The sequence below is a fragment of the Paenibacillus sp. Marseille-Q7038 genome (assembly GCF_965111595.1).
The window spans coordinates 1,961,629-1,981,987 of record NZ_CBCOOM010000001.1 but is presented as its reverse complement, the minus strand read 5'-3'; the positions used below and the strand labels follow the sequence as shown (position 1 = coordinate 1,981,987).

Annotated in this window: 12 protein-coding genes, 1 pseudogene and 1 other annotated feature; of the genes and pseudogenes, 11 read left to right on the top strand and 2 right to left on the bottom strand. The window is 41.6% G+C overall.

Annotation, left to right across the window (positions count from 1 at the left end; genetic code table 11):
• Nucleotides 1–61 precede the first annotated feature (61 nt).
• Nucleotides 62–181 (bottom strand): YjcZ family sporulation protein, encoded by a 120-nt coding sequence (locus ACWPWY_RS09360; RefSeq protein ID WP_454191443.1) that lies wholly within the window; start codon nt 179–181, stop codon nt 62–64.
• 207 nt (nt 182–388) lie between these two features.
• On the opposite strand from ACWPWY_RS09360, the gene ACWPWY_RS09355 reads away from it, so the two are divergent.
• The 11 genes and pseudogenes from ACWPWY_RS09355 (at nt 389) to ACWPWY_RS09305 (ending at nt 17,939) form a co-directional block, all read left to right on the top strand.
• A complete protein-coding gene (locus tag ACWPWY_RS09355) occupies nt 389–1,549 on the top strand; it encodes a glycoside hydrolase family 88 protein (protein ID WP_454191442.1) in 1,161 nt (386 codons plus the stop codon).
• Nucleotides 1,550–1,628: 79 nt separating this feature from the next.
• Nucleotides 1,629–2,018 (top strand): ribosomal maturation YjgA family protein, encoded by a 390-nt coding sequence (locus tag ACWPWY_RS09350; RefSeq protein ID WP_454191441.1) that lies wholly within the window; start codon nt 1,629–1,631, stop codon nt 2,016–2,018.
• A gap of 245 nt (nt 2,019–2,263) precedes the next feature.
• A complete protein-coding gene (locus ACWPWY_RS09345) occupies nt 2,264–5,815 on the top strand; it encodes a response regulator (RefSeq protein ID WP_454191440.1) in 3,552 nt (1,183 codons plus the stop codon).
• Between the two features lie 213 nt (nt 5,816–6,028).
• Nucleotides 6,029–6,358, top strand: coding sequence for a PadR family transcriptional regulator (locus ACWPWY_RS09340; RefSeq protein WP_454191439.1), 330 nt, complete (start codon nt 6,029–6,031; stop codon nt 6,356–6,358).
• Between the two features lies 1 nt (nt 6,359).
• Complete coding sequence (locus ACWPWY_RS09335; protein ID WP_454191438.1) at nt 6,360–7,730, top strand: FtsW/RodA/SpoVE family cell cycle protein; 1,371 nt, start codon at nt 6,360–6,362, stop codon at nt 7,728–7,730.
• 95 nt (nt 7,731–7,825) lie between these two features.
• Nucleotides 7,826–9,820, top strand: coding sequence for a TerB N-terminal domain-containing protein (locus ACWPWY_RS09330; protein ID WP_454191437.1), 1,995 nt, complete (start codon nt 7,826–7,828; stop codon nt 9,818–9,820).
• Nucleotides 9,821–9,834: 14 nt separating this feature from the next.
• Nucleotides 9,835–11,175, top strand: coding sequence for an ATP-binding protein (locus ACWPWY_RS09325; RefSeq protein WP_454191436.1), 1,341 nt, complete (start codon nt 9,835–9,837; stop codon nt 11,173–11,175).
• The gene (locus ACWPWY_RS09320; RefSeq protein ID WP_454191435.1) at nt 11,172–13,379 is read left to right on the top strand and encodes a DEAD/DEAH box helicase; all 2,208 of its coding nucleotides are present in this window, start codon (nt 11,172–11,174) and stop codon (nt 13,377–13,379) included. The genes ACWPWY_RS09325 and ACWPWY_RS09320 overlap by 4 nt, the downstream gene beginning before the upstream one ends.
• Before the next feature lie 73 nt (nt 13,380–13,452).
• Nucleotides 13,453–13,739: a binding site (T-box leader), on the top strand.
• A gap of 71 nt (nt 13,740–13,810) precedes the next feature.
• A pseudogene (metG, locus tag ACWPWY_RS09315) lies at nt 13,811–15,459 on the top strand (methionine--tRNA ligase).
• Nucleotides 15,460–15,531: 72 nt separating this feature from the next.
• Nucleotides 15,532–17,199 (top strand): L-lactate permease, encoded by a 1,668-nt coding sequence (locus tag ACWPWY_RS09310; protein WP_454191434.1) that lies wholly within the window; start codon nt 15,532–15,534, stop codon nt 17,197–17,199.
• A gap of 233 nt (nt 17,200–17,432) precedes the next feature.
• Entirely contained in the window at nt 17,433–17,939 is a 507-nt protein-coding gene (locus ACWPWY_RS09305) for a DUF6944 family repetitive protein (RefSeq protein ID WP_454191433.1), read from the top strand.
• A 65-nt stretch (nt 17,940–18,004) separates the two neighbouring features.
• On the opposite strand, the gene ACWPWY_RS09300 is transcribed toward ACWPWY_RS09305, so the two are convergent.
• On the bottom strand, nt 18,005–20,128 hold the full coding sequence (locus ACWPWY_RS09300; protein WP_454191432.1) for a serine hydrolase: 2,124 nt from the start codon (nt 20,126–20,128) through the stop codon (nt 18,005–18,007).
• Nucleotides 20,129–20,359: the final 231 nt, after the last annotated feature.

Here is a 20,359-nt window from a genome sequence, read left to right as displayed (position 1 = left end):
TTGATCGTAAGCTCCTTGGAGTCTTGTTTTACATCATTAATTAAGCCTTTGCAAGCATCAATTAATAACCTTTAAAGGCTTTAGAGATGATAACAAGCAAAATGAACAAGACAAGAATCGCTGCAACACTAGATTTATTGTTACCATGACCACCTTCGTAGTTTCCATATACTTCACTCATGCAGTTCACCCCCTCTTTTGTTCCTAATCTATCTTATGCGAGACACAAAGAATGCGATTGCACGTTTGTCATATTATGAAAATTGAATAAAAAGATTGGTATGCCGACAAATAGTGTCGGTATTTTTTTATGAACCATGGTAGAATTTAAAGGGATACAATATTTTACTTAAAGTCTATAATTTATAGCAAAAGGGGTGGGATTTACTTGAACAATGCGCCAATAGAACAGCTTATTTCTGAACATACAAAAAGTTGGGTTGATAAGGCTTTTCAACAAGCGGTTAAGAAAGTACTCATTACCTCGAAGCGAATCGGTGCGAATTTCCCACATGCCAGTCATCAAGGGGCTTATGTGTTAGAAGAACCTGCATGGTGGACTGCTGGATTTTGGCCTGGTATGTTATGGGTTCTGTATGAAGGCAGCGGTGAGCAGCAGTTTCGCGACATGGCAGAACAATGTGAGAATCATCTGGATAAGGTACTTGATGGTTATGATCGGCTGGACCATGATATCGGATTTATGTGGACACTTACGAGTTTGGCTAACTATAAACTGCTTGGCGGTGAAGCCTCAAGACGTAGGGCTTTTAAAGCAGCTAATTATTTGATGGGTAGATTTAATCTTAAAGGGAATTACATAAGAGCATGGAATCCATGGACGCCAGGAGAGCTGAATTCGGGTCTTGCGATTATCGATTGTGCAATGAATGTACCTCTTCTGTACTGGGCCTCTAAGGAGAGTGGAGATCCAAGATATGCTCACATTGCTAACGCACATATGAATACCGTGCTAACGCATTTTGTTCGGCTAGATGGATCGGTCCGTCATATCGTTCGGTTTGATCCAGATACAGGAGAAGTAGAAGAATATCTCGGGGGTCAAGGATATGCACCCGATTCAGTGTGGTCCAGAGGAAACGCCTGGGCTTTATACGGCCTAGCTCTTGCATATCATCATACCGGTAATGAGGCCTATTTGAATGCATCCAAACAAACGGCGCACTTCTTTTTATCACAACTGCCGGAAGACTCTGTCCCTGCTTGGGATTTTCGAGCACCGGAAGATACTAGACACATCAAGGATTCTTCTGCTGGAGCATGTGCTGCTAGTGGCCTCTTACTTTTATCAACACTTGTTTCTGAATCGGAAAGGGCAGTATATCGGCAAGCGGGTGAACGTATCCTAGAGTCGCTTTATACGAATTATGGAACAGGGGAATCTTCCGAAGAAGAAGGGCTGATCTCATACGGAACAGGTCATTATCCTCAAGGGCAAAATGTAGATGTCCCGTTAATTTACGGTGATTATTTTTATGTCGAGGGTCTTGCTAGACTGCGTGGGAATCATCGGATTTTCTGGGAATAGAGTTCGTTTTTTATCGCTAATTGCTTGATCGTGAGAATCCTGGTGACAGGATTCTTTTTCTTGCAGAAAGGAGTCAACTATGAAGAGAATCATCTTGGGAATCACTTGCGCATTCCTTATTTTATTAGGTTTAACATTACGATCGGCAGTACCCTTTATAGGCGATTTTTTATGGGCAGCGCTCATTTTCTGTTTATTCTCTTTTGTTTTCTTGAATGCTCCCCATCGGTATCAATTCTTTATTCCACTATTGTTCTGTTATTTCATAGAGTTTACTCAGTTATATCACGCACCTTGGATAAATATGCTCCGTGAAAACAGGTTCATTCAGCTGATTCTGGGACAAGGTGTTTTCGGTGTCTGGGATCTCATCGCTTACACCTCTGCGATTCTCGTATCTTATGTAATAAGCGTGTTTATAGAACAAAAAGCGGGCAGTAAACAGAAGGATACAGGCCCACGAATCTAGACATATTCGTGTTTTTTAAAGTAAACTAAAAATGAGAAATCACTTGCTAATCTTTGATAGCGTTGAATTCGTATTTTCAATAAATAGGCTAGAAAGATAATAGTGATGCGCATCTTCTAACAAGAAGAATCCTTACAAATGTACTGGATTCTTTTTTTTGAGAATTTTCCTTACATACGGACTGCTTTTCACTATGAGTATAGCCTCTGCAAGAAAGCTGTATAGACACGAAGGAGAAGTGAAAGATGTTTAACAAGCCGAGGTTTACGATCGGTATTAAAATTATGATTGGCTATTTTATATTACTTGTATGTCTAGGTGCTTCGATCTTACTTCTAGAAAGCCGGATTACGTCGATGCAGAAAGAAATCAATTTTATTGTTGATCATGATATAGAAGTACATGAATTAACGAATAAAATCGAGAAAAATGTACTGGATATGGAAACAGGTCAACGAGGCTTTGCATTAACAGGTGAGGAGAAATATTTAATTCATTACGAATTGACTAGGTATAATTGGGAAACAGATTATGATGAATTATACGAACTCGTCGCAGACAATCCAAGTCAACAAGATAAACTAAATCTGATTAGAGACAATATTAGGGAGTGGATTGGGAAGGCTGGACAGCCCGTTATTATTATGAAGAGGCAGGACCAAAATCAGGAGGTACTTGATTTTTTTGCGGCCGATCCAGGAAAACAGATTATAGATGAGCTACGCTTGCAACTTGAGGAATTTAGGGATACAGAGAAGCAACTCACAAAGGTTCGTGTAGCTGATTTAGATCAAAAAAATACGGAATTCAAAATGGTTCTATACATCGTATGGTTTATTTTGATCTTTCTTTCCATTATATTGTCTATTTTTGTTTCTAAATCTATTGTACAGCCTGTAAAACAAGTTGTTTCGGCAATATCAGATATTGCTTCCACGGAATTAAGTCAGAAGTCAAGACGAATCCATGTGAAAAGTAAAGATGAAATTCGTGATCTTGCGAAAGCTACCAATCGATTACTTGAACGCCACGAGAATGACAATTGGTTACAGACGAGTATTGGAGAAGTAGTAGTATCCTATCAAGGAGTCTCCGAATTATCAACTCTCTCCAACGCAATAGTAACAAAACTCGCCCATTTATTGGATGCATCTTATGGCGTCTTCTATCACCGCTCAGGAAATCATCTTGTCAAGACTTCATCCTACGCTGCTAATGGACCAGAAGCGGGCACAGAACAGTTCTGGATCGGTGAAGGATTGGTAGGGCAAGCAGCTCTAGAGAACAGATTGATGATACTTGATTCTGTCCCTGAAGATCACGTTAAAATTGCAACAGGACTTGGAGACTCTTCTCCGAGACATATTATGATTTTTCCGATTGAATATGAGGGTGAAGTGGAAGGGGTTATCGAATTTGCTTCACTACACCCATTTACGACACTTCATCAGCAACTCGTAGATCAAGCCCGAGATATAATTGGTGTAGCAATTCATAGTGTGCTTTCTCAAATGGAAGTTAAACGCCTTTTAGAACAATCACAAGTGATGTCAGAGGAACTTCAAGTACAAACCGAGGAGCTCAAGACTCAGTCAGAGAAACTGGAACATAATAATCTTGAGTTAATGAAGCGTACCAAACAGGTAGAGGCGCAGATGCGCAAAATTGAAGAGATCAAGGAAAAAGTAGAGAAACAGAACATTGTACTAGAACAACAGGCAGCAGATTTAATGACAGCATCTAAATATAAGTCTGAATTTCTTGCAAATATGTCTCACGAGCTGCGGACACCTTTAAATAGTTTGCTTATTTTATCCGATATCTTGATGAGTAACAAGGAAGGTAATTTAACTGTAAAACAGGTTGATTTCTTGCGGACGATTCATTCATCCGGTAATGATTTGCTGCATTTAATTGATGATATTCTTGATTTGTCTAAAATTGAAGCGGGTCAGATGAAAGTAGAGATGGACTCCGTTTTTATTGACGATGTAAAAGAAAGTATGAGACGTAGTTTTGAGCCAATGGCACTTAAGAAGCAGATCGAGTTTCGAGTTACGATGGATGAAAACCTTCCAGATACGATTTTTACGGACTCACATCGTTTACAGCAAATATTGAAAAATTTATTATCAAATGCTATTAAATTTACGAGTAAGGGATCGGTTTCTTTGCACGTGAGCGGTACAAACCACGGAATTCCGTTCTTAGGACAAACGGAACAAAATAAAATGATCGCTTTTACAGTTAAAGATACGGGTATAGGAATACCACCTGATAAAAAAGAAACCATATTTGAAGCATTTCAGCAAGCGGATGGATCGACGAGTCGTAAATATGGAGGAACGGGTCTAGGTCTAGCGATTAGCAAAGAGCTGGCTTCCTTAATCGGCGGATATATTGAATTTGAAAGTGTAGAAGGTGAAGGCAGTACGTTCACTTTATATGTGCCCGAAGAGCAGAGTATGTACATTGAATTACCCGAGCAGGTTGCATTTTCAGATACATTACCATCTGATCATGCCAGAACAGAAAATTTGCTGGCTCCAAGTATTGAGATTACCGATCCAGAACTGCTATGTGATGGAGCAGTGAAAGATGACCGGTATCATATTGAGCCAGGAGACAGGGTCATTCTCATTATTGAAGATGATGAAAATTTTGCTAAAATTATGCTTGATATGGCTCGTAGCCGCCATTTTAAAGGGATTGTAGCACTACAGGGAGATCAGGGTTTAGCACTTGCACATGCATACAAACCGGATGCGATCATGCTAGATATTCAGCTTCCTGTGCTTGATGGGTGGACTATTCTAGAAAAAATAAAACAACATCCGGAACTTCGCCATATTCCCGTCCATATTATTTCGGTTGTCGATGAATCGAAGCAAGGGTTTACGATGGGGGCAATGGCGTATCTCAAAAAGCCGGTGAACAAAGACCAGATCGAAGATGCACTGAGTCAGATGGAATCGTTTATTAATCGAGATCTAAAGCAATTGCTCATCATTGAAGATGATGATGGGTTAAGAGAGAGTATGGTTGAACTAATTCAACATAACGATGTTGCCATCACGGCCGTATCGACAGGTGCTGAGGCATTACGTGTACTTGATCGAGAGCATTTTGACTGCATGGTGATGGATTTAGGACTATCTGATATTTCCGGTTTTGACCTGCTTGATCAAATTCGTACTAATCCAAAACTAAAGCAGCTTCCTATCATTATCTACACAGGGAAAGAGTTAGATAGGACAGAAGAAATTGAGCTAAAGAAATATGCAGAAAGTATTATTGTGAAAAATGTGAAATCACAAGAACGGCTCTTTGATGAGACGGCTTTGTTCTTGCATCGGGTTGAATCGAATCTTCCGGAAGATCGCCGGAAAATTCTGAAGAAATTATACAATGACGAAGTTGCTTTAGAAGGCAAACATATTCTACTGATTGAGGATGATATACGTAATGTTTTTTCACTAGTCAGTATCCTGGAATCCTATCATCTTAACGTTACATTTGCCGAAAATGGCAGAGAAGCGCTGGAACTGCTTGAACAAAATCCGAATTTTGATCTGATTCTAACGGATATTATGATGCCGGAGATGGACGGTTACGAGACGATGAGAGCGATTCGTTCTATGCCGGATCTCCATTCTATTCCTATTATTGCGCTTACGGCTAAGGCAATGAAAGGTGATCGCCAGCGCTGTATTGATGCAGGAGCATCAGATTATATTACTAAACCTATTGATAAAGAAAAGCTGCTCTCGATACTGAAGGTATGGTTGTACACGTAATAGGTGTTCGGTGTAAAATTACAGACTAATCATAGATAGAAGCATTAGTACCTAAAGATAAAAAAAGCGATCGGCGCTCTGCACCGGTCGCTTTTTTTTATTTATAATATTGAATAACTGGGTATTTATTCTTGTTTATAGGAAAAATTCGGTATATTATATACATAGATTAACAATGCATAGATATACGAGGTATTGAAGGGGGATGTAAAGATGTCTGTGAATAAGGAGCTCCTTAAGGGGAGTACAGTAATTTTGCTGCTCACTGTGTTAAATGAACGAGAGATGTATGGATATGAGTTGATCAAAGAAATTGAAAACAAGTCGGATGAAGTGTTTGCGATGAAAGAAGGGACTTTATATCCCATTCTACATAATTTAGAGTCAGAAGGTTTGCTTAACGCTTACTGGAGTCAGCAGGATGGACGCAAACGAAAATATTATCAGATCACGGATGAAGGAAAGAGAAAACTTCAGGAAAAGAAGAATGAGTGGATTCGGTTTCGTACAGCAGTCGATACGGTAATAGGGGAGAGAGGATAACGTGCAGAACAGTGAAGAGAATGAAGTGATTCAGCAATTTTTGGATCAAGTATGCCGTCATATTAAGGTGAAAAAGATGCACCCTGAAATCCGAGAAGAACTGACGAATCATATCGAGGATCGGATGGAGGAATTACAGTTGCGAGGTAGCTCGAAAGAAACCTCAGTGCATATGGCAATCGAAGAAATGGGAGCTCCAGATGTGATAGGCCGAAGCATGAATGAAACTCATAAGCCAGTACTCAATTGGAGGATCGCTCTACTTCTTACGATTATATCTTTGATTGGAATTGTTGGGGCTGTATGCCTTGAATTATCAGGTTCATCTCTGATTCCTGATCTGACGGCTAGAAAAGCATTGCAAATGGCAATTGGAATCGTATTTCTAGCAAGTTTTTATTTTTTTGACTATCAGAAGCTTCAGAAATATTCGAACAATCTTTTCTTCCTTCTGTTATTTATGAATACATTTATCCTGATGAATAGTTCTATGATTAACGGTGTTAAGGGTTATGTAGCACTAGGTCCATTTCCTATAAATATGTTATATGTCTCTGTTATATTGTTTTTGTTAGCATTTGCTGGAATGAAGCAGATAAAAGAAATGAACTGGACCCATACAATCCTGCAGACTTTTTATCGAGGAGTTTTCCCTCTATTAATCCTCACTTACGTAGGCAATTCTGTACTATACGGTATGATTTACATAGCTGGGTATGTGATGTTGATGTGGCTCACCAAGAGAAATGTAAAACAGTTTGCCATAGTCACCATGATTCCGACTGTAGCTATGTTGTATTATACATTGCCGCATTTCAGTACGATTAAGGAAAGATTCATGACATTTATTCGACCGGTAGGGGATCAAGCCTATCTTCAAATAACATCGATGGAAGCAATCCAATCGGCAGGATGGTTCGGGCAAGGATTTGCTTCAAGCAATCCCGGTCTTTCTTATGTACAAAGTGATTCTTTATTTCCTTATCTGATCTATTGTCTTGGCTGGATTTTTGGCCTTATCACCATTGTTTTGATTGGGTTGTTCCTTGGCTATATCATGCAGTTACTATTTCAAGTCAAAGAATCATACGGCAAGCAACTCATTTTTGTTGTGTTATTATTTTTCACGATCAGATTTTCTTGGCCCATACTTATGTCTTTTGGATTCTTGCCGTTTGTAGGCATGGAATTACCTTTCATCGGATATGGAGGAACGAATCAGTGGATTGACTTATCAGCTATAGGACTAGTTCTTTCTATATATCGCAGGAAAAATATGATTCCTACGGCTACCTTTTCTTCTTCTCCGATGGCGAGAATCGCTTTGTTCAAATGTATAATAAAACCACACAAAGAATGTAACTGGGCTTAAGTAGCTTTCTTAATGTTAAACAATAAATGCAGTTTAACCCTCCTTTGATAGGAAGTGATTTGTTATAATGTAATCGTGATGGAGGTATAGCCTTTATGGATGATAATCAGAATAGGAATCAGCGAAGAGCAAATGAAGGGAAATCTATCCCGAAACAATCCATTCATAAGAAGAATGAGATTCGCTTTGCGGAATACGAATGGATGGATGAAGAGAAAGAAGCAGACATTCCGAGAAGAGAAGATTTTTCCGGTGCTCGGTCAGAACCTGAGGAAGAAGTTCAGGATCTTACTTATGTGCCTATTGACGCTGAATGGGACGGGCTTGAATTTCTAGATGATATGCAGGTGGACGACTGGAACCATTGGAATGAGGAGAGCAGTGAAGACGTCTTCTCAAGTAAGCAAGGAAAGAGAAACAATACTCCGGCTCCCTTATATAACAGGAATGTGGATCCTGCTTTTGATATAGATAAAGTGAAACCAATCATGATGCCAGAAGATACCTTGAAACGAAAAGGGAACCTTGTCGTGTCTCCACAAACGTTTGAACGAGATGCGGATTGGGAAAAGCAGTTCATGTTTCTTACACGCGAGCAAACCTTTGTGAAGCAGGCAAGAGAATTCGAATCTGTCGTTTGTTCGGAAGCGCCATTTGTCTCTTATCGAGCCTACTGGCCAACCTATGAACAGATGAGTTCAGCCCAGAAGAAATGGTATTTTTATTGGCGTAAGGAAGTAAAACAAGGCAGATATCCAGATACAGATCTGTCCTATTTGTTCCTCTATATCTATGAACTGATCCATGGTGTAGGATGGACTGCTCCCGAGGAAGGACTCGCCTTACTGGACGAAGTCTGGTTTGGTTATGGAGAACGCGAGAAGAAGATTGATACGTACATGCGAGAATGGATATATGATTTTTGTTTAGTACACGGACTTGAAATGCCATATAAAGAGCTCATGGAGAAAATCCCGCGTAAACTGTCTGATGAATTAAAGGAACGCGAATGGATGCGCAGATTTACTTCAGATCCTTTAGATTTACCTTGGGATATGCTTTCTATGTTATTAAATTATGATGCGGAACAGAGCCGATTCTTCAAAGAACAAGGACGTAAAGAGATGAAAACTTATGCTCCGAAGGTGATCGCTTTAGTTGATCGGTACTGGTTGAAAAAGCACGGGCTCCGTCTAATCCATCGTTTTTGGCCAGAAGAAGTGACAAGAAAGAGAATTTTATTCCGCAGTGCAGTGTATGATCCTGATTTCTATGGGAAACACGCTGAAGTTAGGGTGTTCCCCATCAGTGACCATCCTCCGTTTCGTGATTACTTAACACAGCTGGTGCGTTATACGGAGAATAAGCTTCGTGAATTTATGGGGTTTAAAGGTCGGCTTCGCGGAGTGAAATTAGAATCCGAGGTGGAAGAGCTGGTAACCCGTTACCTGAGAAGAGAAATAAAAGAACGTGAAGTGCAAGAGGTAAAGAAGGCACCTCCTGCGGTGACCATTAACGCGAAGAAATTAAGACGTTTACAGCAAGAATCGGAAGAAGTTCGGGACATGCTGATGATCGATTATGAGACTGTAGAAAATTCTGCAAAAGAAGTAAGTAATGTTGATATGCCAACAAGGCAAGATAAATCGATTCCAGGCAAACGGCAAACGATCCAAACGGAGATGAACTTTGACGATTCTGCCCTATATAGCCCTCAATCTGTAGAGGAAGATCATTCTCCTGATATAGAAACTACTAAGGTAGACATACCTTCCCCTGATACAGGTGAAGAAGGTAAACGGGAACAATCACATCTGGTTTGGTATACAGACAATTTGGATGAAGAATGGAAGGAACTGGCTGAGCGTTTAAGCTCTTCTCAACTGGAGGTTCTTTATATCCTTAGAGATCAAAAAGGGTCTGCTGAGCTGCAAAAGATCGCTACTAAGGCGGGATCCATGCCTGAATTACTCATTGAAGAAATTAATGAGATATCGATGGATATGATAGGTGATATTTTGATTGATGGAGAAGAAATTACGGAAGAATATATAGAAATATTAGGAACTTTGAGATATACGGATGAATAGAGGTGAACGGCTTCATGAAACAACTGAAAATACCAAAAAGACTAACGACAGCGCTCGTCAATTCTTTAACAGCAGGGGTCGTGCCAAGAGTAGGCCTAGAACATATCGCGGTTGGACGTAAACCAGAGGTTGAATCGATCCTGAGAGATATGGATAACATTGCAGAAGGCGGGGCTGCTTTTCGGCTTATAACTGGACGATACGGGAGTGGGAAAAGCTTTTTGCTGCAAATGATCCGGGGATATGCGATGGATCGTGATTTTGTAGTAGCCGATGCCGATTTATCACCGGAACGCCGCCTTGTGGGAACGAAAGGTCAGGGGCTCGCAACCTATCGTGAACTGATGATGCATTTATCTACGAAGACAAGACCTGATGGCGGTGCACTAGAGATTATGCTGCAAAAATGGATTGCTGCTCTTCAGCAGGAAGTCATGATGAGCAGTGGTCTGCGCCCAGATGATCCGGCAATGAACGAAGCAGTTGAAATGAAGATTTACGCGGTAACAAGTGACATGCAGAACCTCGTGCATGGGTTTGATTTTGCTAAAGTTCTTGCCGCTTATTGGTCTGGTTATAAACTTGCAGACGAGGACCGCAAAGCAGCCGCGCTGAGATGGCTTCGGGGTGAAGTGCCTACGAAGACGGAAGCACGCAAGGAGCTTGGTGTTGGCGTAATTATCGATGATGACAATTGGTATGACTATATGAAACTATGGTCTGAATTTGCTGCAAAAATAGGTTATAAAGGATTGCTTTTATTCATCGATGAAGGGGTTAATCTCTATAAGATAACAAATACGATATCCCGGCAAAGTAACTATGAGAAACTGCTAATGATGTTTAACGATACGATGCAAGGAAAAGCAGATCACTTGGGAATCTATATGGGCGGGACTCCGCAATTTGTGGAAGATGAACGAAGGGGTCTTTTTAGTTATGATGCCCTTCGCTCAAGACTGATTGATGGACGCTATGGCGGAGGTGCGCTCAAAACCTATACATCACCCATTTTGAAGTTGGACTTGTTATCTCATGAAGAGATTCTCATCTTACTGCAGAAACTGCGGGATATACACGCAATGCATTTTGGATATGAAGCACAGCTAAGCGATGAACAGTTGATTACTTTTATGCAAGCCGCGGTAGGACGACTAGGAGCAGAAGAAATGCTGACGACACGGGAAGTGGTCAGAGACTTTATGGATCTTCTTCATACTTTGCATCAGCATCCAGAAGCGACTTTTGAAGGTTTGCTTGGTGAGAAAGAAGCTTTATCTGGCCGCACCCAAAAAGGAAATCCGTCTATGAACAAGGACGATCTGGATGATTTATTCTCGGAGTTTGAACTATGAGCAGTGGGCCGTTTGGAAGACTGGCACCGTTCATTCAAGAATTTATTTACAAAAAGAAATGGGACACACTGCGTGAAGCGCAAGTGGAAGCATGCCGTGTCCTTTTTGATACAGATCACCACCTGCTTATCGCATCCGGAACAGCTTCGGGGAAGACGGAAGCTGCTTTTTTTCCTGCATTAACGGAGTTATATAATGATCCATCAGAATCGGTGGGAGTTCTATACATTGGTCCGCTTAAGGCACTCATTAACGATCAGTTTGAACGGGTTAGTGATCTGCTCAAAGAAGGACAAGTTGCTGTATGGCACTGGCATGGAGATGTCAGTCAAACAGAGAAAACGAAACTGATGCAAAAACCATCGGGCGTGCTCCAGATTACGCCTGAGTCATTAGAAGGACTGTTGATGAATCGTCCGAATGCTATTCCTGCACTGTTCCATGACCTCAGGTACATTATTATTGATGAAGTTCATGCATTTATGGGTGCAGATCGAGGAATGCAGGTGATATCACAGTTAACCCGTATTCAGCGAATGGCGGGTAGCAATCCAAGAAGAATCGGTTTATCTGCGACACTGAGTGATTACGATGCAGCAGCAGGATGGCTTGGAGCAGGTACCCCTCAGGCGGTTGAGGTGGTATCACCACAAGGAAGACGTAAACTGCGAATCTCGATAGATCATTTTTCATTCCCGGATGCGAGAGACGAGAAGCAGGCTGAACAATTAGAACTGGCTAAGAAAGCCTATTATGATTATATATATGATGTAACACATCTAAAAAAGGCGCTTGTATTTACGAACAGCCGGTCCGATGCAGAACTAACTACGCTTGAACTGAGACGAATTGCTGCAAAGAGACAACAGCGGGATGTGTTCCATGTTCACCATGGGAGTATCTCAGCGATGCTGCGGGAAGAGACAGAAACAGCGCTTCGTACAGGGCAAGGTCCAGCTGTCGCTGCAGCTACGTTAACGCTTGAGCTCGGCATTGACCTCGGCGAACTGGAACGCGTTATTCAGTTAGGTGCGCCGTATAGCTGTTCAAGCTTTGTCCAGCGGCTTGGACGATCCGGACGACGGGGAGATCAGGCATCTGAGATGTTGTTTCTGTGTCCGGAAGAAGAGGACGAACAAGCTGAACTTCCGGCCCGGATGCCGTGGACACTGCTTCGTGCGATCGCAGTAACGGAGTTATACGTAAGACACAAATGGGTCGAGCCTGTCTACATTCGTAAAAAACCAATCGGTGTACTCTATCACCAAACGATGAGTACACTTAAAAGCATGGGAGAGGCAGAGCCGGCAGAACTGGCTAGATCGGTGCTTACGCTTCCTTCGTTTCGACAGATTGAACCTGCTGAATATAAAACGTTTCTGCAATATCTGCTAGACATCGATCATATCCAGCGTACAGAGGAAGGGACACTCATCATTGGTCTAGGCGGAGAGAAAATTGTGAATAACTACCGATTCTATGCCGTGTTTAAAGATGATGAAGAGCATACGGTATATAACGGTTCAGAAGAGATTGGCTCGATTACCACCGTTCCCCCGCCAGGGTATTGCTTCTCGCTTGCAGGAAAGCTGTGGAAAGTAGAAGAAGTAGATACGAAGCATAAGGCGTTATATGTAAAGTCAGCTAAAGGCAAGGTGGATACGCTTTGGCTCGGTGCCGGTGGGGATATTCATACACTTGTGATACAGAAAATGCGTGAGGTTCTTGCATCCAGTGATATATATCCTTACCTTACGCCGAGCGCAGCGAATCGACTTGAGCGTGCGAGAAGACTCGCGAGAGAAAGTGGACTTCTGAAAAGTGTCGTCATTCCTGCAGGAGGAGACTCGTTCTTTATTTTACCGTGGGCGGGCAGTAAGCAGTTTCGTACGCTAGAACGGATGCTGAAGCATAACCTGGCTGGACGGCTTGAACTTCGTTCTCTCGTTCCGATGGAACCCTATTATATGGTCGTTGCCGGGAACACAAATGAATCTGCGATCTGGAATGCAATTCTTTCGGAACTTGAGAACAACAAGGACGCAAGTACACTCCTTGATGAAGATGAAGCCCCTTATCTCAGTAAATATGATGAGTTTGTTTCTCCGCAGCTTGTACGTAGGGCATTTCATGTGGATGGTCTTGATTTAGAAGGACTCGCTAACGTGTTAATAGATAAAGGAGTAGGTCATGCACTTGAGTAAATCAGTCTGATCATGACAAACGTAATTTTTTGGTTGCATCTATCTATAAAATGGTTATAATAGTAAAAACAGTAAAAAAGCAATGATGAGAAAGAGTAGGGAAGACAATCTTCTTTGAACAGAGAGCTCCGGTAGCTGAAAAGGAGTAAAGAAGCGTCCAACGAATATGGTCTCTGAGCTGTGCACCGAACTTTTCCATTCAGGAAGATGGTAGGCTGCACCGGGTGCGCCCGTTATCGTGCCAGGGTATAATCAACTTATGATGATGAATCGTAAGATGACGTACTTATGGAGACCGTTTTTTCGTGAGGAAGCGGTGAATTAAGGTGGAAACACGTGAGCAAAGCTCTCGTCCTTTTGGGGACGGGGGCTTTTTTTGTTTTCATCGTTATTTGAGAGTAGATCACATTAGATTATAGGAGGAATGAAAGATGAATGTATTTATTGGAGGGGCATGGCCCTACGCGAATGGATCCCTGCATTTGGGAAGAGTATCAGGGTTACTTTCAGGAGATGTAATTGCACGCTACTATAGGTTAACGGGAGACAAAGTACTCTATGTATCCGGAAGTGATTGTCATGGAACACCGATCTCATTACAAGCAAAAAAAGAGGGAATATCCGCCAGATCGATTGCAGATCGCTATCATGAACAATTTATAGACTGCTTTTCAAAGCTTGGTTTCTCTTACGATCTCTACACAAGGACAGACGATCCGTTTCATGCAGAAGTAGTGCAGTCTATGTTTCTAGATCTATTAGCGAAGCGAGTGCTTTATAAGAAAACAATAGAACAGGTGTATTGTGCTTCATGTGAACGATTTTTGCCTGATCGTTATGTAGAAGGTAACTGTCCGCATTGCGGGCATATTGCTAGGGGAGATCAATGTGATACCTGTTCATCTATTCTAGATCCGCTCCAGCTTCATCACCGAATATGCAAGTTATGTAACGAAGTACCGACGACAGGTACAACAGAGCACTATTTTCTAGATTTATCAGCTTTTCAGAATCAACTGGCAACCTATGTTGATCATGCAAGCGGATGGAGAGAGAATGCGATACGACTATCTGCTCGTTATCTGAAGGAAGGTCTACAGGACCGGGCGGTTACACGTGATTTGGATATTGGTATTGACGTTCCGATCGAGGGCAGTGCTGGTAAGAAGATTTATGTATGGATTGAGGCGATCATGGGTTATTTATCAGCTAGTAAACAATGGGCTAAGGAACAAGGTGCTCCAGATCTATGGAAGGATTTTTGGAGTGATAATGAAGTGATATCTTATTATGTCCACGGAAAAGATAACATTCCGTTTCATACCCTTTTATGGCCAGCTCTACTTTTGGGCGCAGGAGACTTACATTTGCCAGATCATATCTTATCCAGTGAGTATTTAACGTTAGAAGGAAAGAAGTTTTCAACGAGTAATAATTGGGCAGTGTGGGTTCCCTATCTACTAGAACATTATGATCCAGATACTGTGCGGTATTTTCTCATTGCAAACGGTCCGGTGAATCGGGATACCGACTTTTCGTGGAGAGAGTTATTTATAGTCATAATGGTGAACTCCTTGGAGCGTTTGGCAATTTTGTGCACCGCAATCTTGTTTTCATAGATAAAGTGTACAATCATACAATTCCAGACGGGAGGATGGATGACAGTATTCAACAAACAATAAAAGAGCTGTATATTTTCAGTGGGGAACTTATAAAACAAGGAAAATTAAAGGAAGCACTCGAGTCCATTTTTAGCTTTATTCGATCTTGTAATAAATACGTAGATGAACAAAAACCATGGATTCAGGTGAAAGAAGATCGACTTACTTGTGAAGCCACCCTCTATACATGTTCACAGGTAATCTTGAATTTATCGCTCCTGCTAGATCCCTTCTTGCCTTTCGCTTGCAGAAAGATTAGACATATTCTTAACCTGGACAAATTAGACTATAACTGGAATTACAATGAGATATCTGCAGGTCATGAACTAAGGAAAATCGAGTTGCTTTTTCAGCGGATCGATGTGAAGCAAATTGAAGTAGAAGTCGAAAAATTAAAACAGCAAAACATTCGAAACTAAAAAAGACTTAGAAAGAGAAATTTAGGGAATATTTATTACTACACTTTAAGAACGAGTAAAGGGGTAACTAACTTGAATTTCCTTGAATTAATTACGGCAGCTATGCCGATTCTTTCGGTGTTGGTTTTTCTTGTGATCTTGCGAATGCCTGCAACCGTTGCTATGCCGCTCAGCTTTGTCGTCACTGCTGTTCTAGCTTATTTTGTATGGGATATGCCTCTGATTAACCTTACCGCCTCTACACTTGAGGGTGTATTTGTTACTCTTACCGTGTTATTCATTATATTCGGGGCGATCTTGCTTCTGAATACGTTGACCCATGGGGGCGCACTTGCTGTGATCAGGGAAGGATTTATGAATATTTCTGCTGACATGCGTGTGCAAGTTATTATTGTTGCTTGGTGTTTTGGCGGATTTATTGAAGGAGCGGCGGGTTTTGGTACGCCTGCTGCTATTGCTGCACCTTTGCTGTTAGCACTAGGATTTCCTCCTATAGCAGCTGTGGTTGTGGCACTAATCGCAGACAGTACGCCGGTAGCTTTTGGAGCCGTAGGAACAACCTTTAATGTGGGAATAAGACAGGGTCTTGATGAAACATCACCTGTATTTATGAACTATTTGACAGAGCAAGGTATAGATATCAGTGGGTTCTTACAAGCCATTGCGATGCGGCTAACTCAGATCGATATCTTCATCGGTACCTTTATTCCTCTAATCTTAGTTCTCATGATTACAAGAGTATTCGGTAAAAACAAGTCCTTTAAAGAAGGATTTCAAATGGCTCCATTTGCGATCTTTGCAGGACTAACTTATACCATTCCCGCAGCCCTTGTTGCTACTTTTGTAGGTTATGAGTTCCCTGCTCTGCTGGGAGCATTAGTCAGCCTAATCATTGTTGTTCTTGCTGCCCAAAAAGGATTTCTACTGCCTAAAGGAGAACCTTGGTGCAAATTCGGTCCTTCTGAGTATGTCAAGAAAGAGATAAAAGCAGAAGAGGAACAGGAAGCATCGGGACATACGTTAACGCTGGCAAAGGCATGGGTTCCCTATATTCTTATTGCCGTATTGCTCGTTTTGACTCGAGTCATTAAACCATTACAGCAGTGGTTGCAGGGGATAAGCATCTCATGGAGCGATATCCTCGGAACAGGGATTAGTCAGAATTGGCAAATTCTATACTCTCCTGGATTCATCTTCTTGCTAGTTGTCGCCATTACCGTGGTTCTTCATGAGATTCCAAGAAATAAAATGAAACTGGCTTTCTCTGAAGCAGCAGGCTCCATGGTAGGAACCGCGATTGCACTAGCATTCTCTACAGCCATGGTACGGGTCTTCCTGAACTCTGGAATAGAGGGTGCGGCATTACAAAGTATGCCAACGGAACTCGCACAGCTTGCATCTGATGTGTTCGGAGGAGCGTGGCCAATAGCTGCCCCATTCATAGGAACACTAGGTGCGTTTGTGTCAGGAAGTGCAACATTCAGCAATATGATGTTTAGTTCATTGCAATTTGATGTAGCTACCGTGAATGGGTTTGCCCCAGATCTGATCATTGCACTACAGGCGATCGGAGCCGCTGCGGGAAATATGATCTGCGTTAGTAATGTAGTCGCTGTATCGGCGGTCGTTGGGGTACTTGGTAAAGAAGGCCAGATCATCAGACTAGCTTTAGTACCAAACTTGTTTTACGTTATCTTGTCGGGGATGATTGCTATGTTGATTGCTGTGGCATTCATTTAATTGAAAAAGCAGATCGTTCACCAAATATAAAAAAATAGAAAGAAGCGGCTGAGCATATTCATCTGCTTCTTTCTATTTTTCATGAGTGTTTTACATAATAGTTCGATTCAAAACACAACTCATTTCTGCCAAAGTGCTTAGAACAAGCAACCAATTTTCGTAAAGTAAAGACCAATCTCTTATTCATACATATAATAAAATATCTTATTTGTAGAGGGAGGGAGGAGAATACAATGGCCCAGGGCATAGAAAGTATAGGTCTATGGATTGCGGCCTTGGGAACCACACTGATCGCCTCCGTCTCAAATGAAGGAGAAACCTCCAGATTATACGTAATTGGTACTTGTTCTGCTGCTATTGGAGCTATATTATCAGCTTTGGCAGCAACGAAGACAGTGAAGATCAGAAAGGTAGTCAGAGAAAAACTTGAAAAACGAGGAACGTTTCTAAGAGCGATTGGATTTGCATTAGTGGCCGAAGCTAAAGGCATGTCTAGCAGTATCCGTATTGCCGCTTCTTTTAGAGCCATTGGTAATGCAGCGGCGTTATTAGGTCTGGAGCTGCCTAGCAGCAATAGAAAAAGAGAAAAACTTATAGAGGAAGGCAACATACTAGCTGTACTCGGGGGAAGTTATGAAATTGTGGAGAGTGAAAAACCAACGACTAGAGTGGAACGGATTCGATACTATGGGAATATTTTAGAGACAGTGGGAGATGCCCTCAGTCTGAATATAGAATAAAAGAAACAGGCTTTCTCTCTAATAGACAAAACGTCTTAAAGGGAAAGCCTGTTTCTTATTTAATCTTAATTGGTATCCTTACTATCTACTTGTGTATTTTCTTGCTCTTTAGCAAGTCCAGCGACGATCTGGTCGGTTGGCTGGGTCAGCAATTTATACATAAGAGCCGCTGCTTCTTGACGGATAAGTGGTTTGGTAGATTGGTAATTGGCAGAACCATTCCCTTGTAATTTAACCTCAGGACCATAGAGTCCTAGTCCGACCATCATTTGTACAGCAGGAACGGCCCAAGTATCTGTATTTCCGGATAGTTTTACACTACTGAATAAGTGATCTGGGTATTGTTGTTTGTAAATTCTCCAAATCATCACGGCAGCCTCTTGGCGGGTAATGACCTGATCTGGTTTGAACAGCTTTTCATCTGCACCCTCGATCATGCCTATCTCAAAACCTGCCTGAATGTAACCGGCCGCAGAATGAGTAGCCCAATCGCTGTCTGTTTTCGGTGGAGTTTTGCTTTGCGGGATACCGCTAAGGTCAAGGATTTGCTCGATAAACTCTGCACGGGTCAGCGCATGTTTAGGATGGAAATAGGTACTTGCCTCGTTTGGATAATGTCCAAGAGATTGCATTCCATAAATAAATGGAGCATAGGTACTTCCTGGACGGACGTCTCTATATCCTGCTGCTTTAGCTCCTTTTTGCTCGTATCCAAAAGGATTTAGATAAGGTTCTTTCATATAAATAGTTCCGTCGGAATTCTCTTTAAAGCCAGTGAATTGACCGCTGAGTTCATCCATGAATAAATGATCGTCTACTTGTATTAAGGTACGAGAACCAATAAAGGCATCGGATATCTCCATTTTTCCTGCCTGATCGTCAGCATCTGATAGTTTGCTTACAATTGTTTTCAGACGGAGATCTGAATAGAGCCCTGCATAACGCTGCAGTTCATCTGCCGTTTGTGGTTCATAATGATCGAACTTGGCTGGTTCTGCGTACTCTGGGAAGAAAGTTGAAATAAATGCAGGATAGAATAAATTACGTAAAGCACCGGCTTGGTTGTAAGTAAGGAAGACCCCTGTATTTTGCTCTGGAATAAGGAAGAGATAAGAACTGAAACCAATGAGATCTCCTGCCTTGGTTATAATTTTGGAACTGCTTCCTGCTCCCGGGATCTGAAATGGTGATTCAAATCCATAGGTGGTGTCTGGTAATAGGGGGTGAACTTCTGAACGGTACGTTTCCATACTTGTTACGGTAGCTTCATTCAGTATACGGTTCTTACCGTCAGTACCTCCATTCAGGAAAGTAATCATAAATTTGCCGATATCCTCTGCTGTTGACATCATGCCTCCTTGCGGCATAGGTGCAGGTGAAAGAGCGTACAGATCAATGGGATTATGAGCGGCATCATAAGCGATGGAGAGTTGATTTTTGAACTTGTCTGTCAGCATGAAGTCACTGTTCTGCATACCAAGAGGCTCAAATATATGCTTCTGCATATAGGATTCAAATGGTTCATCGCTGACATTCTGGACAACGAGTCCTAGAAGCAGGGAAGCAAAATTATCATACATATAGGAACTGCCTGGTTCACGAACAACGGGAGGCATGTGCTCTTGAACGTAGTCCTCTATGGATCTGTATTTGTCAAAATCGGTATGTATATCTTCTGCCTTAGGATCGCGTATTTCAAAACCGGTCGTGTGGGTAAGTAAGTTTTCAATGGTTACGGGCTTATCATAGGGATTATCGAAATCAAGGCCAGGGACATAAGTTTGGAAATCATTCTTAAGACCTATTTTTCCTTGTTCGACGAGTTGCATGATCGCAATGGAAGTGAACGTTTTTGATACGGAAGCAATGCGAAAAGCTGTTTTTTTCGGATCAACGGGAGTCTTATCTTGAAGATTAGAGTAACCATACCCTTTTTCTGCAATCACTTTGCCATCCTTAACAATTGTGACGGAAGCGCCTACATAGTGTGATAAAGCTTCAGGAGAATTAAAGAATTCATCCAGAAAAACTTGAGCCGTCTCGGGAGATAAATTTTTTATAGCGTCAGCGGAAGTAGAGGGGGAGACATCTGCATGTGCGGCGGGCAAGAGTAAGCCTGAGAAGAGGAATAGTACCAGAAAAGCAGCTAATAACGGTTTCCTTCGAAAAAAGTTAGATGAAAAGTTCATGGAATCGCTCCTTCTTTCATGTGGTTATTCCGTGTGTTCTTCACGGATATCAAGATAAGTATAACAGAGAGGTTATTCCAATTAAAGGAATTTTACCATTGTTTTTAGTGAAGGAAACAAAGAGAAGCGGAAAAGAAAACTAATTATTAATAATGTAACAATTGTAATATCCAGGAAATTTATATTCCATTACAGTCTCCTTTTTTTTAACCGAGAAATAAAACTTGACGA